At 52.7% G+C, this 26481-nt stretch carries 24 protein-coding genes and 4 tRNA genes; 11 read left to right on the top strand and 17 right to left on the bottom strand.

The features are described from left to right. Positions 1-6: 6 nt before the first annotated feature. The 6 genes from IR195_RS06530 to IR195_RS06505 all read right to left on the bottom strand — a co-directional run bounded on the left by IR195_RS06530 (position 7) and on the right by IR195_RS06505 (position 9328). A complete protein-coding gene (locus IR195_RS06530) occupies positions 7-807 on the bottom strand; it encodes an MlaA family lipoprotein (RefSeq protein ID WP_146945271.1) in 801 nt (266 codons plus the stop codon). Between the two features lie 76 nt (positions 808-883). Continuing rightward, the gene (locus IR195_RS06525; protein ID WP_125746853.1) at positions 884-2005 is read right to left on the bottom strand and encodes a beta-ketoacyl-ACP synthase III; all 1122 of its coding nucleotides are present in this window, start codon (positions 2003-2005) and stop codon (positions 884-886) included. A 108-nt stretch (positions 2006-2113) separates the two neighbouring features. Beyond that, entirely contained in the window at positions 2114-6127 is a 4014-nt protein-coding gene (hrpA, locus tag IR195_RS06520) for an ATP-dependent RNA helicase HrpA (RefSeq protein WP_206049061.1), read from the bottom strand. Between the two features lie 100 nt (positions 6128-6227). Then, positions 6228-7898 carry an AMP-binding protein gene (locus IR195_RS06515; RefSeq protein ID WP_206049060.1) on the bottom strand — a complete coding sequence of 557 codons (1671 nt, stop codon included), beginning with the start codon at positions 7896-7898 and terminating at the stop codon, positions 6228-6230. A gap of 185 nt (positions 7899-8083) precedes the next feature. After that, a complete protein-coding gene (locus IR195_RS06510) occupies positions 8084-8869 on the bottom strand; it encodes a class II glutamine amidotransferase (protein ID WP_206049059.1) in 786 nt (261 codons plus the stop codon). A 33-nt stretch (positions 8870-8902) separates the two neighbouring features. Beyond that, positions 8903-9328, bottom strand: a complete 426-nt coding sequence (locus IR195_RS06505; protein WP_206049058.1) for a hypothetical protein — start codon at positions 9326-9328, stop codon at positions 8903-8905. A 62-nt stretch (positions 9329-9390) separates the two neighbouring features. On the opposite strand from IR195_RS06505, the gene IR195_RS06500 reads away from it, so the two are divergent. Together IR195_RS06500 and IR195_RS06495 are read left to right on the top strand one after the other, a co-directional pair. Then, complete coding sequence (locus IR195_RS06500; RefSeq protein WP_206049057.1) at positions 9391-11496, top strand: S9 family peptidase; 2106 nt, start codon at positions 9391-9393, stop codon at positions 11494-11496. Between the two features lie 174 nt (positions 11497-11670). After that, positions 11671-11838 carry a hypothetical protein gene (locus IR195_RS06495; RefSeq protein WP_206049056.1) on the top strand — a complete coding sequence of 56 codons (168 nt, stop codon included), beginning with the start codon at positions 11671-11673 and terminating at the stop codon, positions 11836-11838. A gap of 56 nt (positions 11839-11894) precedes the next feature. Here the strand turns inward: IR195_RS06495 and IR195_RS06490 are convergent, their stop codons facing one another. The 8 genes from IR195_RS06490 to grxD form a co-directional block, all read right to left on the bottom strand. Further along, positions 11895-12353: a YcgN family cysteine cluster protein gene (locus tag IR195_RS06490; protein WP_038482916.1), complete on the bottom strand. Its 459-nt coding sequence runs from the start codon at positions 12351-12353 to the stop codon at positions 11895-11897. 18 nt (positions 12354-12371) lie between these two features. After that, complete coding sequence (locus tag IR195_RS06485) at positions 12372-12968, bottom strand: acyl carrier protein phosphodiesterase (protein ID WP_206049055.1); 597 nt, start codon at positions 12966-12968, stop codon at positions 12372-12374. Between the two features lie 47 nt (positions 12969-13015). Beyond that, positions 13016-13309 (bottom strand): YcgL domain-containing protein, encoded by a 294-nt coding sequence (locus tag IR195_RS06480; protein ID WP_125746839.1) that lies wholly within the window; start codon positions 13307-13309, stop codon positions 13016-13018. Further along, positions 13309-14439 (bottom strand): ribonuclease D, encoded by a 1131-nt coding sequence (rnd, locus tag IR195_RS06475; RefSeq protein ID WP_206049054.1) that lies wholly within the window; start codon positions 14437-14439, stop codon positions 13309-13311. The genes IR195_RS06480 and rnd overlap by 1 nt, the downstream gene beginning before the upstream one ends. 53 nt (positions 14440-14492) lie before the next feature. Beyond that, the gene (gene recR, locus IR195_RS06470; protein ID WP_125746835.1) at positions 14493-15098 is read right to left on the bottom strand and encodes a recombination mediator RecR; all 606 of its coding nucleotides are present in this window, start codon (positions 15096-15098) and stop codon (positions 14493-14495) included. A gap of 2 nt (positions 15099-15100) precedes the next feature. Continuing rightward, entirely contained in the window at positions 15101-15427 is a 327-nt protein-coding gene (locus tag IR195_RS06465) for a YbaB/EbfC family nucleoid-associated protein (protein ID WP_038482905.1), read from the bottom strand. A 54-nt stretch (positions 15428-15481) separates the two neighbouring features. Then, positions 15482-17548, bottom strand: coding sequence for a DNA polymerase III subunit gamma/tau (dnaX, locus tag IR195_RS06460; RefSeq protein WP_206049053.1), 2067 nt, complete (start codon positions 17546-17548; stop codon positions 15482-15484). A 135-nt stretch (positions 17549-17683) separates the two neighbouring features. Continuing rightward, complete coding sequence (gene grxD / locus IR195_RS06455; RefSeq protein ID WP_038482899.1) at positions 17684-18034, bottom strand: Grx4 family monothiol glutaredoxin; 351 nt, start codon at positions 18032-18034, stop codon at positions 17684-17686. Positions 18035-18255: 221 nt separating this feature from the next. On the opposite strand from grxD, the gene argF reads away from it, so the two are divergent. Beyond that, the gene (gene argF / locus IR195_RS06450) at positions 18256-19182 is read left to right on the top strand and encodes an ornithine carbamoyltransferase (RefSeq protein WP_206049052.1); all 927 of its coding nucleotides are present in this window, start codon (positions 18256-18258) and stop codon (positions 19180-19182) included. Between the two features lie 172 nt (positions 19183-19354). Here the strand turns inward: argF and IR195_RS06445 are convergent. Beyond that, positions 19355-19430, bottom strand: a tRNA-Ala gene (locus IR195_RS06445). A gap of 195 nt (positions 19431-19625) precedes the next feature. On the opposite strand from IR195_RS06445, the gene uvrY reads away from it, so the two are divergent. The 7 genes from uvrY to nadB all read left to right on the top strand — a co-directional run bounded on the left by uvrY (position 19626) and on the right by nadB (position 25258). After that, positions 19626-20276, top strand: coding sequence for a UvrY/SirA/GacA family response regulator transcription factor (gene uvrY, locus IR195_RS06440; RefSeq protein WP_038482893.1), 651 nt, complete (start codon positions 19626-19628; stop codon positions 20274-20276). Positions 20277-20322: 46 nt separating this feature from the next. After that, a complete protein-coding gene (gene uvrC / locus IR195_RS06435) occupies positions 20323-22137 on the top strand; it encodes an excinuclease ABC subunit UvrC (protein WP_206049051.1) in 1815 nt (604 codons plus the stop codon). Between the two features lie 97 nt (positions 22138-22234). Further along, on the top strand, positions 22235-22783 hold the full coding sequence (gene pgsA / locus IR195_RS06430; RefSeq protein ID WP_125746826.1) for a CDP-diacylglycerol--glycerol-3-phosphate 3-phosphatidyltransferase: 549 nt from the start codon (positions 22235-22237) through the stop codon (positions 22781-22783). Positions 22784-22867: 84 nt separating this feature from the next. After that, positions 22868-22942 (top strand) — tRNA-Gly (locus IR195_RS06425). An 87-nt stretch (positions 22943-23029) separates the two neighbouring features. Then, a tRNA-Cys gene (locus IR195_RS06420) sits at positions 23030-23103 on the top strand. Positions 23104-23144: 41 nt separating this feature from the next. Next, a tRNA-Leu gene (locus IR195_RS06415) sits at positions 23145-23231 on the top strand. A 332-nt stretch (positions 23232-23563) separates the two neighbouring features. Then, positions 23564-25258 (top strand): L-aspartate oxidase, encoded by a 1695-nt coding sequence (gene nadB / locus IR195_RS06410; RefSeq protein ID WP_206049050.1) that lies wholly within the window; start codon positions 23564-23566, stop codon positions 25256-25258. Here nadB and IR195_RS06405 read toward each other — a convergent pair. Both IR195_RS06405 and IR195_RS06400 read right to left on the bottom strand, forming a co-directional pair. Continuing rightward, entirely contained in the window at positions 25235-25633 is a 399-nt protein-coding gene (locus tag IR195_RS06405) for a protein YgfX (RefSeq protein WP_241006804.1), read from the bottom strand. The two genes, nadB and IR195_RS06405, sit on opposite strands and share 24 nt — an antisense overlap. Further along, a complete protein-coding gene (locus IR195_RS06400; protein ID WP_125746823.1) occupies positions 25593-25886 on the bottom strand; it encodes an FAD assembly factor SdhE in 294 nt (97 codons plus the stop codon). Before IR195_RS06400 ends, IR195_RS06405 begins: the two co-directional genes overlap by 41 nt. A 205-nt stretch (positions 25887-26091) precedes the next feature. On the opposite strand from IR195_RS06400, the gene IR195_RS06395 reads away from it, so the two are divergent. Further along, positions 26092-26388, top strand: a complete 297-nt coding sequence (locus tag IR195_RS06395) for an integration host factor subunit beta (RefSeq protein ID WP_009722715.1) — start codon at positions 26092-26094, stop codon at positions 26386-26388. Positions 26389-26481: the final 93 nt, after the last annotated feature.

Below are 26481 nucleotides of genomic sequence, written 5' to 3'. Positions count from 1 at the left end.
TAAGCCTCAATCGGCGAAATCGTCGTCACCAAAATCGGTATCGTCGAATTCAAAATCGTCCATAGCAAATGGGTCATCCCCAAGCTCACCATCACTAATCTCAAACTGACGGCGTTGTAAGAAGGCATCACGAACAAAGCTGTAACGATCGCCACTAATCAAGTCTTCTTGATCAAGTAGCCCTGCGCGAATATGAATAATATCCAGTGCCGCTAAACCATCCCTTAGCGCATGGTCATCCAGATAAGTAAGCGGATGAGCGGCAATGTCAAAAGGTAGTCCAGTGGCATCCCTAAGTGTTCTAGGACCGAGCAACGGTAACACTAAATAGCGCGAGTCATCCCATCCCCACACCGCCAGCGTTTGACCGAAATCTTCCTTGTCGGCATTGATTTCCATCAACGTAGCGTAATCCAACAGTCCGCCAACACCTACCGTCGAGTTAATTAGAAAGCGCGAAGTAGCAAGCCCCGCATTAGCTGGCTTGCCTTGGAGTAAACTATTTAACGCGGTGCGCACGTCACTAAGGTTAGCGAAAAAGTTACCTATGCCCGTTTGCACGGGATCGGGGGTCACTGTCTGATACCCTTTAGCGATTGGCTTTAACGTGTAACGGTCCAGCACGTCATTAAAGGCAAACACGCGACGGTTAAACCCTTCCCAAGGATCTTCAGGCTGGACTTGCTCGCCAACACTCCCCCCAGAACTGGCACACCCACTCATGCTTAATACGGCTAGCAGCAAGACAGGCAATCCCTTGTAGCACCAACTAAGCGCGCTTTTTTGCTTTGCTAACAACCCAAGCATGGTAGTTCCTCTTTCAACATAGGTGGCGTGCGGTTCGACGCATTTCACGCCTGAAAACAATTAACCCAAAGCACGGTTATCGACGGCGTATAACAACACTGCCGGCGCTGTAACCTGCGCCAAACGAACAAATCACACCAATATCACCACTTACTAACTGTTCACGATGCAGGTGAAAGGCAATAATCGATCCCGCTGAGCTGGTATTAGCGTAGCGATCTAGAATAATGGGCGCCTGCGTTTCACTCGGCGCAGTACCTAGCACTTTCCGCGCAATCAGGTCATTCATATGCTGATTAGCCTGATGCAGCCACATGCGTTTCAAATCACTTCCAGACAGCTCTAGAGAGGCTAAATGGCTCGCAATCAGTTGAGCTACCATGGGGCACACCTCTCGGAATACCCGCCGCCCTTCTTGTACAAATAACTTATCCAGCGCCAGCGGGTCACTGTCGGTGACGCGATTCAAGAAGCCTGCGTTATTACGAATCGCATTAGAGAATTTCGTCACTAGACGCGTACCTAGTATCTCATACTGCTCATCAGACACGGCGCAGTCACTGCTTTCCAGCACCATCGCAGTACAAGCATCGCCAAAAATAAAGTGGCTATCGCGATCTGTAAAGTTGAGATGTGCCGAGCAGATCTCTGGGTTTACAATCAGAGCTCGCTTTACACTACCAGATGCAATTGCATTGGCCGCTGTTTCAAGGGCAAATGTGGCTGAACTACAGGCTACATTCATATCGAAACCGTAACCGCTGGTGCCTAACGCTCGCTGAACTTCGACAGCCACGGCTGGATAGGCGCGCTCTAGATTCGAACACGCCACGATGACAAGCTCAATATCAGCAGCATCGACGTTAGCGGCTGCCAATGCTTGCTGTGCCGCCTGGGTAGCCATATCACACTGAATAGACGGTTCATCATTACTACGCTGGGGCAGTTTAGGCCGCATGCGGGCTGGATCAAGAATTCCTGAGGCATCCAACACATAACGACTTTTAATGCCGGATGCCTTTTCAATAAACTCGCTACTGGAGTGTGACAACGGCTCTCGCTCACCACGTGAGATTGCATCAGCATGCCGAGCATTCTGGCTGTCTACCCACGCGTTAAATGCTGTCACCAACGACGCGTTATCAATGGCGTGTTCCGGCGTGTAAAGTCCTGTACCGGTAATCACCACATGTGTCATGCCTTTCTCCTTTTAGCGGCTTGCTGAGAGTCGCTGGCTGTCAATCGATGTTGTCATCTTGGTGCATTGGCTTAACTAGGTAAGCCTATTATCGTCTTATGACAAGCGTTAAACGCTAATAAGCTCTTCCCAACGTTTTTCTAGGCGCTTCACAGAAACGGGCATTTTAGTCCCCAACTGCTGGGCAAACAGAGACACCCGAAGCTCCTGAATCCACCAACCAAATGCCACTAACTCTGGGTCTTCCGCGTCGCCTCTGCGTTCGCTTTTACGGCGCGCGTCAAAACGTGTTTCCAGTGCTTGGACATCGTGCATCAGCATTTGGTCGCGGCCTCGCTCGCGCGCGGCTTTTTCAAGCCGAATTAACGCAGCCTCTGTATAACGAGGATACTCCGTTAACCACTCTCCTGCATCGCGAATGAAACCGGGGTAAACCAATCGCTTCATCTGGGCACTGACATCACTGTAAACAAGCGCCAACGCAAAATTGAGTTTACCTTTCAAGATCTTGGTTACCGCCAAGTGCCCCTTCAGCGCTGCCTCAACATGCGTTAACAGTGTTTGTGCATGCGCTAACAAGCTTCCTTCAGTCGCTTGCAAGCGCTGCTTAAGCGCTTGCTCCGAGCGTGGCAGCGGATGCGTGGCCACTACTTGAGTAAATACCGCCAGTAAAAGATCATCAACTAATTCATTCTTGTTGCCTACCTTGGCAAACAATAACGCGCATGTTTCCACGCCAGGCAAACGCTTAATCGCTTTCACTTGATCCGGCTGTTGTGAGATCGCCAAACGCGCCACGCCCATTTGATGAGCTGCCGCGGCCTTGGCGGGATGATCGAAAAGGGCCACTTTGAAGCGGGCTTCTTCTGCCACCAGTGCCGGGTAAGCTTCAACACGGATACCCGCCTGAGTGGTCACCCGGGACTCAGGGAGCGGCTCATTTGGGAGGCCTTCAAGCGCCGGCGCCTGACTCGCCTGCTCTGATAATGCCTGAGCTCCCTTGCTGGCGGCTTCCTCAAAGCGCCGCTCCAGGGCACGCACGTCACGCCCCTGGCCCAACGTTTTGCCAGCGTGATCGACCACGCGCACGTTCATAATTAAATGCGGTGCTAGCAGATCTAGCCGCCAGTCATCAGGGTGGACCCGCGTCCCCGTTCGCCGCCGAATAAACTCGCCCAGCGCCTCGGTCAGTGGGCGCTTGTCGGGCACGAGCATTTCCAGCGCTGCATCGACCCAGTCAGGAATGGGGACCACCTGGCGACGAATGCTTTTCGGCAGGGATTTAAGCAGCGCAATACACTTTTCACGCAGCAATCCAGGCACTAACCACTCAAGGGCATGCACGGGCAACTGAGGCAACATAGCAGCGGGCACGGTTAGCGTAACGCCATCATCTTCTGCATCAGGATCAAAGTGATAGCTAACCGGATAGGCAACCCCTGCCAACGTCAGATGATCAGGGTACTGCGCCTGAGTCACGTCGTTGGCATCCCGTGCTTTAAGTGCCTCAATATCGAATTTTAATAAGTCAGGAGACTCACGCTCCACTTGCTTGCGCCAGTGCTCAAACCCCTTGCCATTAACGATATCGTGAGGGAGCCGTTCATCATAAAAAGCAAACAACGTCTCTTCATCGACCAGAATATCACGCCGACGTGCACGATCTTCGAGCGCCTCGACCTCTTCAATCAGCGCTCGGTTATGGGCAAAAAACTCACCCTTCGTCTGAAATTCGCCTTCCACTAGCCCACGACGAATAAACAGCTCCCGGGACTCTTGGGGAGCGATAGGACCATAATGCACGCGGCGACGGGCAACGATCGGCAAACCAAACAGGGTTACTTGCTCAAACGCCACTACCTGGGCACGTTTCATTTCCCAGTGAGGCTCGCTGTAGCTGCTTTTTATCAGGTGCTGCGCTTGAGGCTCAATCCACTGAGGGTCAATTTTTGCCACTGTCCGGGCAAACAATTTAGTGGTTTCAATCAGCTCAAACGCCATTACCCACTTCGGCGTTTTTTTCGCCAATCCTGAACCGGGATGAATCATAAACTTACGATTACGCGCACCGAGATATTCACGATTTTCCAGCAGTGTGCCCAGGTTAGACAGCAATCCGGACAACAGTGCCTGGTGCAGTTTTCCTGACGTTTTACGGCGCGCTTGCTTGGCTTGCTCTTCGCTTTCGCCTTCATCTCTAGGCAGCGGTGCGGGCACGTCGATGTCCATATCGCGCAGCAGCTGACGCAATTGACGGAACGTGTCATGCCATTCGCGCATGCGCAGATAGTTAATATAGTGCTCGCGACACCAGCGACGTAGTTGGTTGCCTGAGAGCACCTCGCGGGCATTTTCGATGCCATGCCATAAGTTTAACAACGCAACAAAATCAGAATCGGGATCATGCCAGCGCTGGTGCGCTTGATCCGCCGCTTGGCGTTTGTCGGCTGGTCGGTCTCTTGGGTCTTGTATTGCCAGAGCCGATACCACAATCAACACATCCCGCAGGCTGCCTCGTTCGGCGCCTGCCAGGACCATACGCGCTAGCCGTGGGTCGATGGGTAGCTTAGCGAGCTTACGCCCCAGCGTGGTCAGGCGCTGCTGGTCGTCTACCGCCCCCAGTTCAAACAGCAAACGAAAGCCATCTTTTATGAACCGACCATCGGGCGGATCAACAAAAGGAAATGCCTCAATGCTGCCAAGTTTCAGCGCCAGCATGGAAAGAATGACCGAGGCTAAATTGGTGCGCTGAATTTCTGGATCGGTAAACGCTGGTCGCGAGAGGAAATCTTCTTCATCATAAAGACGAATGCATACCCCTTCTGCCACCCGTCCACAGCGACCTTTACGCTGGTTGGCGCTGGCCTGGCTAATCGGCTCAATCGGTAGTCGCTGTATTTTCGCCCGATAGCTGTAGCGACTGATCCGCACCAAGCCCGGGTCAATAACGTAGCGAATTCCCGGTACCGTAAGCGAGGTTTCCGCAACGTTAGTCGCCAGCACTATTCGCCGCCCTCGATGGGAAGCAAAGACACGATTTTGCTCTTCGTTGGAAAGCCGAGCATAGAGCGGCAATATCTCGGTGCCGGTTAGGTCAGCCCGCCGCAGGGTATCGGCCGTCTCACGAATCTCACGCTCTCCGGGCAAAAACACCAGCACGTCGCGAGGACCATGCAGCCAGCCCTTCTCACGCTCGATGGTTTCGATTTCGCGCACAGCATGCAAAATGCCTTCTTGCAGTGTCCGGTCTTCTTCATCCTCTTCGCTACGCACCAACGGGCGATAGTGAACATCGACAGCAAACGTGCGGCCAGAAACTTCAACCACCGGCGCAGGCGCGGTGGCACTGCCGAAGTGGGCAGCAAAACGATCTACATCGATGGTGGCTGAGGTAATAATAACTTTTAGATCAGGACGTTTAGGCAGCAGGCGCTTTAAATAACCCAGCAAAAAATCGATGTTAAGGCTACGCTCGTGCGCCTCATCAATAATCAGCGTGTCATAACGCAGCAGCAAAGGGTCGTGCTGGGTTTCTGCCAGCAAGATACCGTCCGTCATCAGCTTTACGAGCGTATTTGGGGAGCTTTGATCATTGAAGCGTACTTGGTAGCCCACCTGCTCACCCAACTGCACGCTCATCTCTTCCGCTAATCGCCCGGCAACGCTACGTGCTGCCAGTCGACGTGGCTGGGTATGCCCAATCACCCCTTTACGCCCACGGCCAAGCTCTAGGCATATTTTAGGCAACTGAGTGGTTTTGCCCGACCCTGTCTCCCCCGCCACGACGACAACTTGATGGTCGCGGATAGCGTTTAGGATATCCTCTCGTCGTTCGACTACAGGCAACTCGGCAGGATACTCCAGCGCTACCTTGAGTGCTTCACGGTTAGCCAGCAGGCGCTTAGCTTTTTCCAGGTCGCGCTGGACTTGCTGGACACCGCGGTCAATCGGTTTTCTGTCTCGTTGACGCCGCTTAAGGCCTGCCACACGACGCGCTAGCTGCTGTGCATCACGCAGCATAACGTGCCTTATCTCCTCATCTAATACGGTGAGTGGATAAGCGTTCTGGGCGTCAGCATGGGAAGTTTGCGTGTCGGTGGTCACGTTAGGCTCGGTTTCCATCTCAGAATAAAATCGGCCCACTGCATGAGTGGGCCGACTATTGTAACGCCTTCGATAACAGGACGCCTAACAACCACCTAATGGCGACCTGATTAAGTGCTTAAGCGTTGCTTGTTTCCTGATCGCGGAGCTGTCGACGCAATACCTTGCCAACGTTGGTTTTGGGAAGCTCATCACGAAACTCTACGTACTTCGGAACTTTGTAGCCGGTTAGCTCTTTTTTGCACCACTTGCGCAGCGTCTCAGCGTCTAACTCACTGTTTTTGGAAACAACGAAGAGCTTGATGGCCTCTCCAGCACCTTCATCTGGCACTCCCACGGCCGCAGACTCCAACACATCTGGATGCGCTGCCACGACATCTTCGATTTCATTGGGGTAGACATTAAAGCCAGATACTAAAATCATATCTTTTTTACGATCAACGATCTTGATGTAGCCATCATCTTGCAGCACGGCAATATCGCCCGTATGGAACCAGCCGTTTTCATCAATAGAATTGCGGGTTTCATCTTCGCGCTGCCAGTAACCTTTCATCACTTGAGGCCCTTGCACGCAAAGTTCACCAGGCTCGCCCATGGGAACATCATTACCGTCTGCATCTATCACTTTCACCGCGGTACCAGCCACTGGCTTGCCAATGGTGCCCAGCTGTATAGCGTTTGTGGGGTTAAAGCTAACAATGGGCGATGTTTCGGTTAGCCCGTAGCCCTCTGCAATCGGGCACCCCGTTGTCTCTTCCCAACGCTGAGCCGCCGCTTTAGTCAGTGCCATACCGCCGGAAATGGTCAGCTTTAGCTTTGAAAAATCGAGCTGCTTAAAGTCATCTCGGTTACACAGCGCATTAAACAGCGTGTTCAGACCAATAAACCCGGTAAACGGCAAGCCTTTAAGCTCTTTGACAAAGCTAGCTAAATCGCGAGGGTTCGTAATCAATAGCGAGTGGTTGCCTGTTTCCATCAGGAATAGACAGTTAACGGTAAACGTATAGATGTGATAGACCGGCAATGGCGCAATTACCAGCTCTTCACCATCGGTCAAGTGCTCACCGATAGCGGCACGCGCCTGAAGCATATTGGCCACAAGGTTCTGGTGGGTCAGCATCGCGCCTTTAGGCATACCGGTGGTGCCGCCGGTGTATTGCAGTGCAGCCACATCACCCATGGTGCGTTGCACCTCGGTGTGATGTAACGACGCGCCTTTTTTCAGTGCATCACGGAAGCCAACAGCCTTGGGTAGCGAGTAGGCAGGCACCATCTTTTTAACGTGCTTAACAACGGCGTTAATTAGCCAACGCTTCGGCACATCGTGCATATCGGCAAGCTGGGTCACCAAGACGTGTTGGATATCCGTTTTATCCAACACTTTCTCAAGCTTATCCGCCATATTGGCCAGAATCACAATGGCTTTGGCATTTGAGTCTTTGAACTGGTGCGCCATCTCCCGCTCGGTGTATAGCGGATTGGTATTAACGACCACCAGCCCCGCTCTTAGCGCACCAAACACCGCCACAGGAAACTGCAGCACGTTAGGTAACTGAATGGCGATTCGGTCGCCAGGAACCAAGTCGGTTTCGTGCTGCAACCAAGCGGCAAAGTTAGCAGAAAGACGATCAAGATCGGCAAACGTTAGGGTTTTGCCCATGCAGCTAAATGCCGGCTTGTTGGCAAAACGTTTAACCGCTGAATGAAAGACATCCGTGACTGAGTTGTACTGATCCAAGCCTTCAAGCGCTGGGCCACGTAGTACGTGGGCATTGGCGTTTTCGCTCATGGGCAATCTCCGCTATCCGTGTCGATATTTGACCGACCTTGTTATTGTGCGTGACTAACTAGCAAGCCTAAAAGAGCCAACCATATACGACAGGCAGCACGCTGTAAAACGATCGATTGAAACTGGCGTTTCAACTTTAGCTTAAAGCACTGCCCTGTTGCTGTCGCTCACGCTGTGTCACCACACTATTTGCTACGACCGTAACTCGCTTTGATCTCTCCCTCGCGCCATACCAATAATTCACCAGGAACCATTCGCTGCCACGCTTCATTTTGAGTAAGCGGCTCTGTAGCAATCACAGAGACAATATCGTTAGGCGTCGTATGCTCGATAAAGTTAACCGTTAACTCTGCATCGGACAGCTCCGCCTCACCAAAAGGTGCGCGACGAGTAATATGCGCCAACTTGGTCGAGCAGTAGCTATATAAGTAAACGCCATCAGATAACAGTAGGTTAAAAACGCCTAGTCCGCGCAACTCTTCACATAGCCCATGCAAACGCTCCCACAATGATTCAGGAAACGCAGGCGGCGTGGGAAAGCAACGACGCAGCTCGCCCATTAACCAGCAGAACGCATGTTCACTGTCGGTATTACCTACCGGGGTGTACGTACCTAATGGTAACTGCTGCCAATCACTCAATTGGCCATTATGGGCATAGCACCAGGGCCGCCCCCACATTTCACGGGTAAATGGGTGGGTATTTGCCAGCCGTACGCCGCCTACATTCGCTTGGCGAATGTGGCTAATCACTACATTGGACTTGATAGGATATTCACAGATTAAGCGAGCTATCGGGGAATTAACCGAGGGGTGAGGGTCACGAAACTCGCGGTATCCACCCTCCTCGTAAAATGCGATGCCCCACCCATCGCGGTGAGGCCCAGTGCCCCCACCGCGGTGTAAAAAGCCGGAAAAGCTGAAACAAATATCGGTAGGAACATTGGCGCTCATGCCTAGTAATTCACACATCGGCTAGCTCCATTATCGCGCCTTGTACTCGCATTAGTTAATCACTGGTTCCCGGCGCCGGGTTGGCTGAGGATCTTCTTCCTGGGACTGATGCTGAGACACATCGTCATAAGGTTCTGGCCTACGCCACCACCACAGGGCAATGCCAACACATGCGCCTAAGGCAATGCCTAAAGTCAGCCACAGCAAACCACCCCGTAGTGCACTGGTGCTATTCTCAAGAAAAGCAACCGCAGACACCATGGCAGCCGGTGCCCAGCCGGTATAAAACTCACCCTCTTCTACTAACGGTAACTGATATCCTGCAGGTATCCACATCGCCCCCGCCACACACCAAGTAATCACCAAACGCGGTAGGCGAGGCAAGAAAGCTAGCGCAAAGTAGACAGCAACCAGTACAACCAGTGAAAGAACGTAATAACTTGACCACAGCAGTGACATTGAGTCTTCAAACAGCATAATACCCCTCATGTGGGTGGAGACACCCGACGTTGATTTCCCGTTATGGTACCTATCAATTTATGAAAGCACAGCCTGATAAGCACGAAGGCTCGCCTGTCACACATTATTATCGCGCTAATTCTCCAGAATGGCACTGGTTAGAAGAGCGTGATGCGCCTGACGTATCGCTTTTTTTAGCAGCCGCGAACCACCAGCATGATGAATGGTTTGCTCCTTTACGGCCGCTTGCTGAAACACTTTATCAAAGCCACTTAGCGCGTCGTGAATTGGCAATAACCAGCCTTAAGACAGCGCTTGACCACTTTACGTTCTGGAGCACGACTGCCGCCGAAGATGACTACCCCTGCTGGTGGCGCCACCCAAACAACCAGCCCGATGCTCACGAGTGCTTTCTTGACGTACGTGAGCGTGCCGCCGATCAGCCTTTTTATGACATGGGCGACATGGCACTTTCCCCGAATGAGCAGTGGCTTGCCTGGACGGAAGATACCCAAGGCGACGAGCGCTTTACACTGTGGTTAAAAGCACTACCTGACGGAAAACCTCAGCAACTACTAAGCGATATTGGCCCTAGCGTATGCTGGGCAGAGGATGAGACAACCAACGGCGCAACGCTGCTATTTACACGCTTTGATGATACTCAGCGTCCGGACTCCATCTGGCGTGTGTGGATACCGTTTTCAACGTCAGAGAGCCTTGCAGAACCAAGCTTAGTAATGCGTGAGAACGATTCGGAGTTCTGGATTGGGATTGGCAAAACGCGCTCGAAAGCATGGCTTTTGATTGAAAGCGGTTCGAAAGATACAACAGAAATCCATGCCGTGCCGGCAGACCAGCCCCATGCTTCCCCGATGTGCCTACATGCCCGCCAGGCAGGGGTTGAAGTGAGCATTGATCATCGCCCTGGTACGTTTTATCGCTTACAAAATCTCGCCGGCCCGCATTTTCAACTCGACTTCACAAGCACTGCTCAGCTCAGTAACCCTACTGCCGAGTGGAAGTCGCTGATAGCCCACCGTGAAGACACTACCCTAGAAGGGGTCGATGCGTTTGCATGGGGGCTAATCATCGCCGAGCGAAGCCATCGTGATGCCCAGGTTATATTACGCCGCTTAGTGCTAGATAAAGATCACAGCCTCACACTAGATAAGCATATAGAGCTACCTGAAACGCCCTGCTCGCAGTTGCTAGAAGATTCGCCACACTTCGATTCCAATACCGTACATCTACGCGAAGAGTCGTTTACTCGCCCTCCCAGCTGGTATGCGCTAAACCTGAATAGCGGTGAACGTACGCTACTTAAGCAAGTGCCCATTTATGGCCAACTGCAGCCAGATCAATTAGTCAGCCAACGTATATGGGCAACCAGCGCTGATGGCGAACGCGTGCCAGTATCCATTGTCATGCGCGCTGACTTAGCCGGCCAACCACTGCCCACGCTGCTGTATGGATATGGTGCCTATGGTGAAGCACTTGATCCCTGGTTCTCAATTGCTCGGCTCGAACTACTGGAACGTGGCGCAGCCTTTGCAGTCGCCCACGTACGCGGCGGCGGTGAGCGAGGCGAACCGTGGTATCTAAAGGGCAAAATGGCTTATAAAGAGAATAGCTTTAACGACTTCTTAGCTGCCCGAGAGGCGCTAGTAAACGAGGGGCTTAGCCAGCCAGCACGGATAGTGGCTTGTGGGGCAAGCGCAGGCGGCTTGCTAGTCGGCACCTGCATCAACCGTAAACCTGAGGCATTTTGCGCAGCGGTATTGGAGGTACCATTTCTGGATGTGCTCCGTACCATGCAGAACCCAGAGTTACCGCTTACCACCGCCGAGTATAGTGAGTGGGGCAATCCTGAAGACCCGGAAGTCGCTGAGCGTATCGCTGGCTACTCACCTATCGACAACATACGCGCCCAGCACTACCCAGCGCTATGGATAGAGGGCAACTGGTTTGATACCCGTGTTAGTTACTGGGAGCCTGCCAAATTTTATGCCCGCGTTAGCGAGGCGCAGCAAGGCAATGCTCCTGTACTGCTTCACACCGACATGACTAGCGGCCACGGCGGCGCATCCGGCAGGTTCAAAGCTTGGCGAGATACGGCTCGCCAAGACGCATTTATTCTGTGGGCACTCGGGCTAGCCCCCATGGATACGGCAAAGCAAGCGCAATAGTTACTTATCAACAAACAGTGCAAGTTCCAAAATAGCATTCAGGCAGCGCCCAGGCGCTGCTTTTTTTTTGTGAAAAATAATTTTATGGAAAGCATTTCCATAAAATTATTTTTACGTCATACTATCTATTAGTTTTATAGACAAACGTCTAACCAGCAGAATTAGGAGCACACCATGAGCTACCAGGAACAGTTTCCAACCATTTGGGATACCCCGCTAAAGACAACAGCGCCAACCGATCAAACAGCGACGCGAGAAACCACAGCGAAGCCACAGCCCTCGCCGCTTAAAGAAGCGTTTTCAACCATTTGGGATAGCACAAAAAGCAAAACCGCCAGCTAACGTTATGACCGTTAGCCAGCGGTTAATGAGCATGCCAGGGAGGGCAACAGTTAGGTTTAGGACATCGGCAATACAGCGATAATATGCTCTTCCAAAAGGCGCTCGGGCACGTCATCTTGGGAAACCGCAAAGCTTCTTACGCTCACGCCCTTCCGGTGAACGCGCTCAGCATCATTACTCAGCAGCGGATGCCATCCTGCTAGCTTGCGCCCTTCAGCAACACGCCGATAACCACATGTGTGCGGCAGCCAGGTAAACTCTTTGACGAGCTCAGGCGTCAGTTGGGTACAGTCGGGTACGCTATCGAAACGATTTTCATAGTCACTGCACTGGCAACTGTGAATATCCAGCAACCGACAGGCAACGTTAAGCACCGCCAATTCTTGCGTTTCATCGTCGTGGAGCTTCAACAAGCAACACTGGCCACAGCCATCGCATAGCGCCTCCCACTCTTGGGGCGTTAATTCTTCTAGCGAATATCTTTCCCAGAAGCGTTCACGCATGGCCGCTACCATCATTGATTCCCTTTACTTTCAACATGTCTGAATATCCTCACCCTCCGCAGTTCCACCGCTGCTGGTTAGCGTAACTCGGCACTCTTGCCATAACACGGCAAAGTCGGCGGCTAAGCATGCATAGTCCTGGTAGAGCCAAGGCACTAACTCGGCTAAGCGGTTCGGCCCTGATAGCCGTTGACCCACGCCGGCTACTGCGCGACAGGTAAAGTCAAAATCAGCGTATCGGTGTAGCCAATCATGCTTAACCAGCAGCGGCATCATGGTAGACAACCGTTGCGGTGCAGGCCAAGCCTGTAACAGCTGATAGCAGCGCTCGATTAACTGGTGCTGCTGCTCTCCCGCCTGCTGACGAGCAAGAAAATGATCCCACACGATATCTAACGCGATACCGGCGTAACGCCGCTGAGCACGTGGCGCGCGCTGCTTGGCCTCTAAAACGTTTGGATGCCGATCAATCCAAGCATCCACACGGCGATGATGCCGTATGCCGCTAGCAACATCTGGCGACCAAGCCGTTAAGTCTTGCCCCTTCACACCGTCAGCAATCAAATTTCCGTACAGAAACTCATCACTGCCAGGATGGGCAAGCCAAGCATGGGCAAGAAAGTTCATGGCAAAACGCTCATAGCAAAATGCTCATGGCAAGAAGCTCATTACGTTCATTCGCGGCTAGCTGCCTGTGCGCGGTGAATATCCAGCAAATAGGCTTCTTTCGCCGGCGGCATTTGCAGGTAAAAACCTTGCTCTTGGATTGCCTCCATCACATCAGCAGCATTTACCCGAGCCAGCTTTTTATCAGCGGTTAGTATCATTGTCAGCACCGGCACTGGCTTACCGAAGGTATCCATTAATGCATCGGGTACGGATGACACCCCTTTCTGCTTATCTATGTAGAGATACATTTCGTCTTTGCGTGAGCTTTTTAAAATCTCACAAAGCAGTTTCTCGCTCATTACGCTGACTCCTCAAGCGCCTGATGAATTTCTTGAGCTAAATAGGTATGACGCCAACCGCCGAGTGTCGTTAATGGCTGATTTGCAAGCCGCTGCATCACGAGCGCCTCAATATCTCGCCGCCGCAGTAACATTTCGGGCGCTATTTGTAGCTCAGCAGCCTTCTCAGTCACTACCTTTTTAAGTGCTTTAAAGCGCCGTTTAAACACCGGATGCATCGGGTCTGGCCAGCGCGCAGGCAAATCACCTTCGGGGCAATGCTGAGCCTGTTTCACCAGCGACAACAGCGTATCGCCCTCTTTTTTAACCAGGGGCAGCTTAACCCCTTCAACGTCTGCTAGCTCATAACGATTTTTAGGCATTTTTTCAGCCACCGCGAACAACAGCTTATCGCTAACCAACCAATTACGCGGTAAATCCCGACGGCGGGTTTCCCCTTCCCGCCAAATGGTCATTAAGCGGTAGGCTTCAAGCTGGCGAGGATCAAGACGCCATAGCTGCCGCTGGCGCGTATACCATTGGCCATCGCTCTCGACGCTGCGGCCTGCCTGCTCAATAAGACTGGCACACTCCTCGTTTAGCCACTCGCGCCGCCCTAATTGCTCAAGTTTCTCTGCTTGAAACTCCCAGACCTTCAGCAAATAGATAACATCTAACGCCGCATATTCACACTGGGAGGGCGTCAAGGGGCGCTCTAACCAGTTGGAACGCGTCTCTTCTTTAGGCAGCGTTTCCCCCATCCAGTGCTCTACCAATTTTTGATAGCCCATGCCGGGAGTTTCCCCCAAAAAAGCCTGAGCAACTTGTGTATCGATGAGCGGTGCTGGCAATACGCCAGCCCAGTGCTGGAAAACCTCGAGGTCTTCGCTGCAGGCATGCAGTAATTTGATAGCACTATTTTGCAACAAATCACCAAAAGCAGCGGTGCAAGGCGTGCTCACCGGATCCACTAAATACGCCATGTCGCCGGCGGTGAACTGAATAAGCGCTGGCACCGGAAAAAACGTATTTTCACGGAAAAACTCAGTATCTAGGGCAATCACACTGGCACCAGCGACCTGCTCGCATGCAGCATCTAAGGCGTCGGCACTATCAATCCATTGATACAACTGGGGGGCTAAAGAGGACAAAGCAAACTTCCGGGTTGGCACAATCGCAAAAGCGCTTGCGTTTTTTATAAGGGTCAATCGCTGGCGAAAGGCTGGCGACCATTAAAGGCGCGGCTTAGCGTACCACCGTCTACATACTCAAGCTCTCCGCCCATGGGCACACCATAGGCGAGTCGCGAAAAAGAGACACCGTAGTGGGCAAGCTGGGCGGCAATGAAGTGCGCGGTTGCCTCACCTTCTACAGTGGGATTGGTGGCAAGCACGATTTCGCGAATATTGCCTTCTGCTACGCGGCTTTCCAATAGATCCAATCCAATGGCATCTGGACCAATGCCGTCCAGCGGCGAAAGATGACCATGTAAGACAAAATAGCGCCCTTGGAAGCCCCCCGCCTCTTCAATAGCAAGCTGATCAGCAGGCGACTCAACGACACACAGCAACGCATCATCACGGCGGGGACTTTCGCACAGCGCGCAGATATCCGCTTCAGTCAACGTTCGGCAGCGCTGGCAATAACCAACTTCTTCAATGGCCTGCTGAATTACCGCTGCCAACCGTTGCCCTCCTGGGCGCTCGCGTTCTAGCAAATGCATCGCCATGCGTTGAGCCGTTTTTGGCCCAACGCCCGGCAACACACGAAAAGCGTCCATCAGTTGCTCAACAAGCGGGGAAAAGCGCATGCTTAGAACGGCATCTTGAAGCCAGGCGGCAAGTTTAAGCCTGCCGTCGCTTCTTCCATTTTCGCTTTGGAGTTTGCTTCTACTTTACGAACAGCATCATTCACCGCAGCAGCGAGCAAATCTTCCAACAGCTCTTTGTCTTCTTCAAGAACGCTGGGATCGATAGTGACATTGGTAACATCGTGACGGCCGTTCATGGTGATTTTCACCATACCGGCGCCCGCTTCGCCATGTACTTCCGCTTTAGCAGCTTCTTCTTGAATCTGCTGCATCTTTTCCTGCATCTCTTGGGCTTGCTTCATTATGTTGCCCATTCCACCTTTAAACATGCGGTTATCTCCTGAAGGAATAAAAAATAAGCATCGCGAGTCAACTGTCAGCGGCTATGAGCGCTTGTCAGACGTGGGCTTAACGGTTGACTCAATGAGAGTAGCCCCAAATGCCTGCTGTAGCTTCTGTATATTGGGGTCGCGGTGTAATAGATCAACAGCCAACGAGTGGCGCTCTTTCTGCTGGCGCTCTTCCTGCTGACGCGGCGTTTCGAGCTCAGGTGCTAAATCAGCTACCGTAAACTCGATACGTCGAGGCAACCCATAACTGCTTAGCGCGCGTTCAATACGACTATTGTGAACATCGGCCTGCATAGCGGATTGACTAGGGTCAAGCCGCAACACCACCGTATGGCCATCATCGTTTTCAAGCTGACAATGTGCTGCCAAATTACGGGTAAGACCGCCTAGCCCAAGGGCACTAAAGCATGCCAGCCAGCCAGCATGGTCTAAACGGCCGTCAGAAACGACTTGGCTGTTGGCAGACACCTCATTGGAGACTGGCTCTGGCTCTGGCTCTGGCTCTGGCTCTGGCTCTGGCTCTGGCTCTGGCTCTGGCTCTGGCTCTGGCTCTGGCTCTGGCTCTGGCTCTGGCTCTGGCTCTGGCTCTGGCTCTGGCTCTGGCTCTGGCTCTGGCTCTGGCTCTGGCTCTGGCTCTGGCTCTGGCTCTGGCGAGAGCATGGCAGCACTTTCCACCTCGTCAAGTGACCAAGGTGGTGCTTGCTCTGATGAAACAGCGTCAGACGCGCTTAACTCTTCAGTTATATCCGAAGCAGCACTCGCCTGCACCGCGGCTGAGTCAGGCATTGTTGCCTGATTGCTCGGCAGCGCAGGCTCAGGCTTTTTTGCCGCTGGCTCATGAGCAGAGACTGTTTCAGGTGCGTCGCTATCCTCAGAGACAGCTACCTGAGCAGCAGGCTCGTGAGAAACAGGCTCATGCGGTACCGTTGCTTGGGAAACAGCGTCACTAGAAGGTTCGCGGCGCAGCGGAAGTGGTGTGGCAGCAGGCTTTGGCACGCCCTGGGGGCGAAACGCCAGCATTCGCAACAGCGTCATTTCCAGCGCACTGCGTAGATCAGGCGCATGCACCATGTCGCCGCGACCTTGAATGCCGATCTGGTAATAGAGCTGAATATCTTCGGCAGTAAAGCGGCTCGCTAATTGTTGAATAAGCGCTCGATCACCGTGGCTATTATCAACGGCATCAGGCACCATCTGCGCCACGGCCAAGCGATGCAGAACTGCACTTAATTCATCCAATACTGCTGCAAAATCAGGCCCCTGCTCCGATAACTGGGCAACCTCGGCTAACAGGCGCTGAACATCAACATCAGCCAGTGCTTCTACCAGCGCCAACACATGACGATGATCCAAGGTGCCCAGCATGGCAGCAACATCCGCATGGCGAATCGCCCCCTGGCCAAAGGCAATGGCTTGATCGGTCAGGCTCATTGCATCGCGCATAGAGCCTTCTGCGGCCTTCCCTAGCAGCCACAGAGCACTCTCATCATACTCGACCCCTTCCTCTCCCAACACATAGGTTAGGTGCTCTACCACCCGCTCAGGGGGCATATGCTTAAGCGTGAACTGAAGACAGCGGGATAGGACGGTGGCAGGCAGCTTTTGCGGATCGGTGGTGGCCAGCAAAAACTTCACATGGGGCGGCGGCTCTTCCAGCGTTTTAAGCAACGCATTGAAACTGCTGGTCGACAACATGTGCACCTCGTCAATCAGGTACACCTTATAGCGCCCTTGCGTTGGCGCATATTGCACGTTATCGAGCAGTTCTCGGGTATCTTCAACCTTTGTCCGCGAGGCAGCATCGACTTCGATCAAGTCAACAAATCGACCTTCATCAATCGCGCGACAGCTGTCGCACTGACCGCAAGGCGTCGAGGTGATTCCCTCATCACCACGGCCATTTGCGGTGCAGTTAAGGCATTTAGCCAGGATACGCGCCAGGGTGGTCTTGCCCACCCCGCGAGTCCCCGTAAATAGGTAGGCATGGTGAAGGCGGCCTTGGTCGAGTGCATTGACCAAGGCGCGCTGAACATGGGCCTGGCCCACGAGCTCGTGGAATGTACGCGGCCGCCATTTGCGGGCCAGAACCTGATAGCTCATTGAGCATTACTTCCTTTGGCGGGCTAACTGTCGATGCTAAAAGGACACCATTCTAGCGGCTGCGCTGCAGCCCGCCAACCGCTCAGCCCAATAGACCAGCGGCCCACCAGACCAAGCGACATAGGGCAATAAACGTTAAGCGTTGTTATCGCTTTCAGCAGCGCCAGCACGCTGGGCAGCTTCTTTGATCAACTTTTCGAGCTCACCACTTTGATGCATCTCGATCACGATATCGCAGCCGCCAACCAATTCGCCTTCCACCCAAAGCTGCGGAAAAGTCGGCCAGTTAGCAATTTTTGGCAGCTCAGCGCGAATATCTGGATTATCCAGCACGTTAACAAAGGCAAAACGCTCGCCGCAGCCCATCAGCGCCTGCACCGTTTGTGCAGAAAAACCACACTGCGGCAGTTGGGGAGTGCCTTTCATGTAGATAAGAATGGGGTTTTCACTAATTTGGCGCTGAATATTTTCGGCAGTTGTACTCATGATGTGCTCCTAAAACAAGTGATGTTATCTCGCCAGTCTACGCAATTCGTTAACTCGCTTTAACCCTTAAAACCGAAGATTACCTTTTGTTGCTACACAGTCTAATACTTGAGCAAACTACTCGGCCTTACTATGTGGGTCGTCATTCTACGCATGCCGAGCGCGTTGCGCATCCCCCGCCGCATCGCTAGGATAGTGTTTTTGCGCGGAGAGATACCATCATGGCGACACGCCATTTCTTAACCTTGCTGGATTTAACCCCAGATGAGCTGGCGTACCTGATTCAGCGTGCGATTAAGATCAAAACCGAGCTCAAGGCTAACGGCCCCATCTATACGCCACTGCCTAACCGCACGCTGGCGATGATTTTTGAAAAATCATCGACTCGCACCCGCGTTTCGTTTGAAACCGGTATGGCGCAGTTCGGCGGGCACGCCCTCTTTCTCTCTCCCCGCGACACTCAGCTAGGGCGTGGAGAGCCGATTGAAGACACCGCCCGCGTGCTGTCCGAAATGGTTGATGCTGTAATGATTCGCACCTTTTCACACGCAGGCTTAGAAGCCTATGCCAATGCCAGCAGCGTACCCGTAATTAACGCGCTAAGTGACGACTACCATCCTTGCCAGCTGCTGGCAGATGTGATGACCTGGACTGAGCTGCGGGGCAGTGTGGAAGGACGCACGGCGGTTTGGATCGGTGATGGCAATAACATGTGCCACTCCTGGATCAATGCCGCCCGTCAGTTTGGTTTTAAATTACGTGTGTGTTGCCCCAAAGGCTACGAACCTCGCGCGGACATTATGGAAGCTGCCGGTGACTGCGTAACGCTGCTTCACGATCCCCAAGAGGCTGCCAAAGACGCCGACCTGATCACGACAGATGTGTGGGCATCTATGGGGCAGGAAGAGGAGCAAGCTAAGCGCGAAGCAGATTTTGCAGGCTTCCAGGTCACTGAGGCAATGCTTGATAGCGCGCAACCTGATGTGCTTTTCCTCCACTGCCTGCCTGCCCACCGTGGCGAAGAGATCAGCACTACTCTATTGGACGATCCACGCGCTGTCGTATGGCAAGAAGCAGGGAATCGCCTACATGCACAGAAGGCGCTAATCGAATTCTTGCTGCTTGGCAAAATTAGTGACAACAAGTAGCGCCTGAGGGTAAGTGCGCTGCTAACACAGGCTTTCTAAGCCCAAGTTTTCAGCCACGCGGCCGCCTAACAGCGCCCCTCCCACGAACGATCAATTGAAAATCATAAGCATAAAAAATGCCCCGCTATTGATAATAACGGGGCATTTTTTTGAATTCTTTGAGTCTGTAAAATGGTGGAGCCTAGCGGGATCGAACCGCTGACCTCAACACTGCCAGTGTTGCGCTCTCCCAGCTGAGCTAAGGCCCCACATAGTTTTACATGCCGCTTTTTTGAACCACTCTTTAGGCAGCGGCAAGATACTACGCCAGTAATTTGCTTAGCGTCAAGCTAATCATGAACAACTATCAACTAAATTCTCCTTTGGTTAGAGCTGTGGCACTCTATATTATGCAACACGGGTTACGCCCACCACTACGATGATTTCATGCAGGAGCCTGCGCCTTGATCAAAGTTTTAATCGCCGATGATCATCACCTAGTGAGAACCAGCATTGCTCACCTGCTAAACGAAGAGTGCGACATTAAAGTCGTAGGCGAGGTCGACGATGGCGAAAGCGCAGTGGCTCAATGCCGTCGCTTAAAACCTGACATTGTCGTGATGGATATTCGTATGCCAGGCATCGGCGGGCTCGAAGCTACTCGCCGTATCCATAGAACAATGGAAGACGTTAAAGTACTCATATTAACCGCCCACATTGAAGATAGTGCGTTGCGGCTCATGCTGGAAGCAGGCGCAATTGGCTTTCTTAGCAAAGGCGCTGACACGTCAGAAATGACCGATGCGATCCGCCAAGTCTTTCACGGAAAGCGCTACGTCAGCCAAGAAATCGCCCAGCGGTTGGCGCTTTCCCACTTTACTGACGAAGACAATCCGTTTAGACACCTGTCGCACCGTGAGCTACAAATCGCCCTTATGATTGTCAACTGTCAGCGTGTCCAGGATATTTCAGACCGCTTGCACCTTAGTCCCAAAACAGTGAACACCTATCGCTATCGGCTATTTGACAAACTAGAGGTCGCCACCGATGTAGAGCTTACCCACTTGGCACTACGTCATGGTTTGGTTGAGGGCTTTGACGCCATGCTGGGATAGACCTACCATCGCAGCTTCCGTTGCCCAGAAGCGCCGATATCCAGCCATGACTTTTGATGCCAAGCAATTTTTAAGCTCTGTCAGTGCCTCGCCCGGTGTTTATAGGATGCTGGACGAACACAGCAACACTCTCTATGTCGGCAAAGCCAAGCGACTAAAAGCTCGGCTTGCTAGTTATTTCCGTGGCCAGCTTAATACCAAAACCCAGGCAATGGTGGCACGAATTGCAGATATCCAAATCACCGTCACCCGTAGCGAAACAGAGGCCTTGCTACTAGAGCAAACGCTCATAAAAGAACTGCGCCCGCCCTATAACATTTTACTAAGAGACGATAAGTCTTACCCCTTCGTATTTGTCACCGATCAGCACGCTTACCCTGCGCTCGAGTATAAACGTGCGCGACAGCGTAGAGGGGATGGGCGCTATTTAGGCCCTTATCCAAGTAGCGGAGCGGTGAAAGAAAGCCTAGCGCTAATGCAAAAGATTTTTCGCATACGCAACTGTGAAGATAGCGTGTTTGCCCACCGCTCTCGGCCGTGTTTGCAATACCAAATTCAGCGTTGTAGCGCGCCTTGCGTTGACTTCATTTCGGAAGCAGATTACCGACGCGATGTTGAGCATGCAGTGATGTGCCTTGAAGGTAAAAGCGAGCACGTTACTCAGCTCCTTAGCGAGGAGATGGAAACGGCCAGCCGCGCCTTAAATTTTGAAGAAGCAGCCAGGTTACGCGACCAGATACAGCAGCTGCGCCAGTTACAGCAACGCCAGTTTGTCGATAACGAAAGCGGTGATGCCGACGTCTTTGCGCTGGCACAACGCCCCGGGGCATTAGGCATATCAATACTTAGCGTTCGTGATGGGCGCTTGCTGGGCGCCCGTCATCACACACCTAAAAACGATCTCGACCTGCCACCGGAGATGCTGTTGACGGAAGTCGTTAGCCAGTACTACTTTGGCCAGCCCCACAACGTGCCCAGTGAAGTAATTACCAGTCACCCACTTGAAGATAGCCCACTGATTGCCGACGCACTCTCACAGCAAGCAGGTAAACGTGTTCGCGTCACCAGCCAAGTTCGAGGGCATCGCGCCCAGTGGCAGCATCTGGCTATGACCAACGCAGAGCAACAGCTTGATGCGCAGTTGGCTAACAAAACCCAGCTTACTCAGCGATTTGAAGCTCTTCAGAAAGCACTCGCATTGGACAAAACACCCCAGCGCCTTGAGTGTTTTGACATCAGCCACAGCCACGGAGAAGCAACCGTTGCTTCCTGTGTCGTATTTGATCATCAGGGCCCACGCAAGAGCGATTACCGCCACTTCCGCATTGAAGGCGTCGCTGCAGGCGATGACTATGCGGCCATGCAACAAGCACTAACACGCCGCCTTAAACGAGTGAAAAGTGGCGAGGCAGTGGCACCTGATATTTTGATCGTCGATGGCGGCAAAGGTCAGCTAAACATGGCTCGCGGTGTGTTAAACGAGCTAGCGGTTACCGATATCATTTTACTCGGTGTCGCTAAAGGCACCACCCGCAAAGCCGGCCTGGAAACGCTCTTTTTAGAAACCACTGATAACCCATTACCCCTTGACCCAGCTTCGCCGGCATTACATTTAATTCAGCATATACGCGATGAATCTCACCGTTTTGCTATCGCCGGCCACCGCGCCCAACGCGACAAAGCACGCCGCACCTCTACACTTCAAGACATTCCCGGCATTGGCCCCAAAAGACGCCGCGAACTATTACGCTTCTTCGGTGGCTTGCAGGGCGTTCAAAAGGCTAGCCGCGATGAGTTGGCGCGCGTACCTGGCATTAATTCATCGCTCGCTGAGACAATTTACCAAGCTCTAAATGGATAAACCTACTGTTAGCATGGATGCTAAGCACCAAGGGGGATAGAATATCCCCCACTACACTCCGTCTTCCATGACTCTCCGGCAAGGATCGCGCCCCGCGATGAATATACCCAACATACTTACTCTGGCAAGAATCGTTTTTATTCCACTGTTAGTAGTGCTTTTTTACCTACCTTTCAGTTGGAGTATGCCAGTCGCTGCAGGCTTATTTGCACTAGCATCCATCACCGACTGGCTAGATGGCTACTTAGCCCGCCGCTGGAATCAATCAACGCCGTTTGGCGCGTTTCTTGATCCTGTGGCTGACAAATTGATGGTCGCGGTTGCACTGGCGTTACTTATTGAGCGCTTTGACACCCTGATATTAACACTGCCCGCGCTGGTCATTATCGGCCGCGAAATCGTCATTTCGGCACTGCGTGAGTGGATGGCCGAAATGGGCAAGCGAGGCATGGTTGCGGTTTCCTGGATTGGTAAGCTTAAAACAACACTGCAGATGGTTGCCTTGCTCATACTCCTGGCCTTCCCTCCCGGACACGAGTTCGCGCTATTAGGTGTGGTTGTTCTTTACGCAGCAGCCATTCTTACGCTGTGGTCAATGGCACAATACCTTAAAGCCGCTTGGCCTCACCTAAGTCGTTCCATGTGAACGACTCTCTAGACGATTGAACCTTCTGACAAATTCATTAATTGACAAGCGCGTAGCGATGCGTATAATTCGCCCTCGAGTCAAGCGGGAATAGCTCAGTGGTAGAGCATCGCCTTGCCAAGGCGAGGGTCGGGAGTTCGAATCTCCTTTCCCGCTCCAACTTGGATAGCGCAGTAAAGCAAGAGAGGGCCGTGAGCTGGAACGCCAGCCCGATCTAATCTACTTTCTCGCTCCAATGACTTGTTAGGCTGGATGGCAGAGTGGTTATGCAGCGGACTGCAACTCCGTGTACGCCGGTTCGATTCCGACTCCAGCCTCCATTTAAGTGTGGCGATGAATAGCAATATTCCTGCGATGCACTGCCCGGATGGCGAAATTGGTAGACGCAAGAGACTTAAAATCTCTCGGAGGCAACTCCGTGCCGGTTCAAGTCCGGCTCCGGGCACCATATCTAATTAGCATCTCCCCTTCCTTCAGCAGTAAACGTTTCCCATATTGTTTTAAGAGCGCTAGAGAAGCGTTTTTTGTGCTTCTTACAAGGCTCTTCAATTTTTTGATCACCCTTTTCTTTTCCCCTTCTATTTTATCCGGTTGTTAAACAGTTAGTCCTCTCCCGACCATCGCATTAGAGCGCTTAGCCGCTATCGCTATGCGCTGAAAGCAATTTTTCACAGCCCCTCATCGCCAAGTGGCAACAGTCACGCTATGATGCCTTCCCTGCTGCCTACAGCGTGCGAAAAAGCACCTACCGCGTTTGAATGTAAAAGAGGATCCGGCCCCATGAGCTCGCCAACATCCGACGTACTTGTCATCGGCGGCGGCGTCGCCGGCCTAACCTTAGCCCTTGAAGTTGCTGACCACCTTTCGGTAACCCTGGTTAGGCCCGCTCTGGATGACCAGGGGGCCAGCCGCTGGGCGCAAGGTGGAATAGCCGCCGTACTCTCACCAGACGACGATCTGGACGCCCATGTGCGTGATACGCTCATTGCTGGCGATGGTCTATGTGATGAACAGGCTGTTCGATTTACCGTGACACACGGCCCAGATGCTATTCAGTGGCTAATCGACAACGGCGTCCCTTTTACGCCGGATCCAGACCCAAGCGCCCGCTACCCTTATCATTTAACACGGGAAGGCGGCCACAATGCACGCCGTATTATTCACGCTGACGATGCGACGGGACGCGCGGTAGTCGACACGCTATACGAAAAAGTCACTTCTCACCCCAATATTACTCAGCGCAGTGACTTGACCATCCTGCACTTAATCAGCGATACCACAGGCCGCTGCATTGGCGCGGAAGGCGTAGATCAACAGCAGCATCAACAAACACTGCTTGCCAAGCACATCGTACTAGCAACAGGCGGTGCAAGTGGCCTTTATCGACACACCACCACCCCATCACCAAGCAGTGGGGAAGGCATGGTGATGGCTGCTGAGCTGGGCGCGAAACTGATGAATCTTGAGTTTCAGCAGTTTCATCCGACCTGCCTGTTTGACCCAGAAGGACCTGCTTTTTTAATTAGCGAAGCCGTACGAGGAGAAGGCGGGCACCTGCTAAATGAGGCCGGCCATCGATTTATGCCCGATATCGATTCTCGTGCCGAGCTAGCTCCCAGGGACGTCGTTGCTCGAGCTATCGACTCACAAATCCAACAAAGCAGCCAAGGGCATGTGTGGCTAGATATCAGCCATCTTGGAGCAAGCGCTATTCGCCACCACTTCCCTACTATTTTGGCACACTGCGCCTCTCGGGGAATTGATATAACCCGCCAACCCATCCCAGTAGTGCCTGCGGCTCACTACAGCTGTGGCGGTGTGGCTACAGACCAGCGCGGCGCCACTCACGTCACCAACCTCTATGCGGTCGGCGAGATTGCTTACACGGGTTTACATGGCGCAAATCGCATGGCTAGCAACTCACTATTGGAGTGCCTGGTATACGCCAGAAGCTGCGCAAGGCACTTACTCACGCAGGAAAAACGTGCGCAGACACACCCAACTGTCCCCAAAGAAACGCCCAGCGATACTCAAAATGCAATACCGCTACCAGACCAGCAGTGGTCACCCTCCACTTTGGAAGCCTTGGCGACTATTCGTAGCGAACTACGGGCAACAATGAGCCAGCATGTTTCGATTGTTCGCAGCAATCAGGGGCTAAAGGCCGCTCATCACAAGCTGAACGCACTTGAGACGCAGCTTAACGACATTCTAAACAACAGTCTTGACGGTGTTACCGACAGCGCTAAGAAAAGCTCTAACAACGCTTTTGAAAGCACCGCTGGCAAGCACAGCCACCCAGAGAGCGTGCGTTTACAGCAAGCACTGTGGCTTGCAAAACTGACCGTATTGGCAGCGCTTCAGCGACATGAATCACGAGGGCTGCACTACTCTCTGGACTGGCCTGAGCACCAAGAAAACACAGCAGCTTCCGAAATGTCTCTTGAACAGCTATCGCCCAGGACGATGGCATAAACGCCGCAGAGCACGCTGACTGTGTGCTGGCAAGCTATCTGGCCACAACCAAAGACGTTGCGGCCCGACATGCAGCCCAATTAACCAAGGCCCCACGTAATCAGCGTTAACAGGCTGTACGTTTTCAAGCTCACCCTCTTTCGATAGCCATTGCGCACTTAACTGATGGCCGCTTTTCGAAACTCTTAACTCGCCCATGGGTTGATAGCGATACTCACGACCCAGCATCAGTATCGCAATCACAGCCGCAAGCAACGCTATCCATGGGCTAATAAGCCACGCCGTCACCGCACACAGCCCAAATGCCAAGGATGCGTGGAAAGCGCACTGAATTTTAGAGCGTGCGATAAGCAGAGTTATCGGTATTTTCTGCATGCGCTACGATCATCTGTACGATGTGCTTTAATGATGGCTCCTCGGGCCATTCACGACGCATTAACCACCCAAAGAGATCTTGATCCTCTTCCTCAATTAAGCGCTGATAGGCTAACTGCTCATCTTCACTCAGCTGATCAAAGCGGTGCTCAAGAAACGGTATCAGCAGCAGGTCAAGCTCCCACATGCCACGGCGAGAGTGCCAATAAAGCCGTTTACGCAATATGGCTGCAGGGGAAGTATCGTCGTTCAACGTCAGCCTCTCCAGTTACAAAATGAGTCGCCAGTATACCTAAGCCACAGGGTCGCGCCAGCGCCTCACTTCGCCTATGCTGATATTCATTCTAGTACCTTGTTTTATCTGAATTGTTTTATCCTGTTATGCGCAGTATGCTGACTCTGTTGTTATCGAGGTCGCAAGCGCGTCACGGCCATTAAAGTTCGCAGGGAGCCAACCGATGACCAAATCTGAACTAATCGAACAAATTGCGATGCGTCAACCGGAGCTATCCGCCAAAGAAGTAGAAACGGCGGTGCGTATTATTTTAGACGATATGACCGATGCTCTTGCTAGCGGGGGGCGGGTTGAAATCCGAGGTTTCGGCAGTTTTTCGCTACACTACCGAGAGCCTCGTGTTGGGCGCAACCCTAAAACAGGAGACCCGGTCGACCTGGACGGCAAGTATGTGCCGCACTTCAAACCGGGCAAAGAGTTGCGCGAACAGGTAGATGCCAGCCGCGCACTTGGCTATTAATGCGCTAACCGAGGCTACACAAGCCCGGCGTTGCCAATAGCAAGGCTCTTTTGATCTTGTTATCCGACTTAATGTGGGATGACGCCGCGCCAC

This window comes from Vreelandella venusta, from assembly GCF_015689495.1.
Taxonomy (GTDB): domain Bacteria; phylum Pseudomonadota; class Gammaproteobacteria; order Pseudomonadales; family Halomonadaceae; genus Vreelandella; species Vreelandella venusta.
The sequence above is the reverse complement of the archived record's forward strand: the minus strand, read 5'-3'. Positions and strand labels throughout refer to the sequence as shown.

Coding starts and splice junctions, on each gene's coding strand:
- IR195_RS06530 (WP_146945271.1), bottom strand. CDS start 807: ATGCTTGGGTTGTTAGCAAAGCAAAAAAGCGCGCTTAGTTGGTGCTAC.
- IR195_RS06525 (WP_125746853.1), bottom strand. CDS start 2,005: ATGACACATGTGGTGATTACCGGTACAGGACTTTACACGCCGGAACAC.
- hrpA (WP_206049061.1), bottom strand. CDS start 6,127: ATGGAAACCGAGCCTAACGTGACCACCGACACGCAAACTTCCCATGCT.
- IR195_RS06515 (WP_206049060.1), bottom strand. CDS start 7,898: ATGAGCGAAAACGCCAATGCCCACGTACTACGTGGCCCAGCGCTTGAA.
- IR195_RS06510 (WP_206049059.1), bottom strand. CDS start 8,869: ATGTGTGAATTACTAGGCATGAGCGCCAATGTTCCTACCGATATTTGT.
- IR195_RS06505 (WP_206049058.1), bottom strand. CDS start 9,328: ATGCTGTTTGAAGACTCAATGTCACTGCTGTGGTCAAGTTATTACGTT.
- IR195_RS06500 (WP_206049057.1), top strand. CDS start 9,391: ATGAAAGCACAGCCTGATAAGCACGAAGGCTCGCCTGTCACACATTAT.
- IR195_RS06495 (WP_206049056.1), top strand. CDS start 11,671: ATGAGCTACCAGGAACAGTTTCCAACCATTTGGGATACCCCGCTAAAG.
- IR195_RS06490 (WP_038482916.1), bottom strand. CDS start 12,353: ATGGTAGCGGCCATGCGTGAACGCTTCTGGGAAAGATATTCGCTAGAA.
- IR195_RS06485 (WP_206049055.1), bottom strand. CDS start 12,968: ATGAACTTTCTTGCCCATGCTTGGCTTGCCCATCCTGGCAGTGATGAG.
- IR195_RS06480 (WP_125746839.1), bottom strand. CDS start 13,309: ATGAGCGAGAAACTGCTTTGTGAGATTTTAAAAAGCTCACGCAAAGAC.
- recR (WP_125746835.1), bottom strand. CDS start 15,098: ATGCGCTTTTCCCCGCTTGTTGAGCAACTGATGGACGCTTTTCGTGTG.
- IR195_RS06465 (WP_038482905.1), bottom strand. CDS start 15,427: ATGTTTAAAGGTGGAATGGGCAACATAATGAAGCAAGCCCAAGAGATG.
- dnaX (WP_206049053.1), bottom strand. CDS start 17,548: ATGAGCTATCAGGTTCTGGCCCGCAAATGGCGGCCGCGTACATTCCAC.
- grxD (WP_038482899.1), bottom strand. CDS start 18,034: ATGAGTACAACTGCCGAAAATATTCAGCGCCAAATTAGTGAAAACCCC.
- argF (WP_206049052.1), top strand. CDS start 18,256: ATGGCGACACGCCATTTCTTAACCTTGCTGGATTTAACCCCAGATGAG.
- uvrC (WP_206049051.1), top strand. CDS start 20,323: ATGACTTTTGATGCCAAGCAATTTTTAAGCTCTGTCAGTGCCTCGCCC.
- pgsA (WP_125746826.1), top strand. CDS start 22,235: ATGAATATACCCAACATACTTACTCTGGCAAGAATCGTTTTTATTCCA.
- nadB (WP_206049050.1), top strand. CDS start 23,564: ATGAGCTCGCCAACATCCGACGTACTTGTCATCGGCGGCGGCGTCGCC.
- IR195_RS06405 (WP_241006804.1), bottom strand. CDS start 25,633: ATGCAGAAAATACCGATAACTCTGCTTATCGCACGCTCTAAAATTCAG.
- IR195_RS06395 (WP_009722715.1), top strand. CDS start 26,092: ATGACCAAATCTGAACTAATCGAACAAATTGCGATGCGTCAACCGGAG.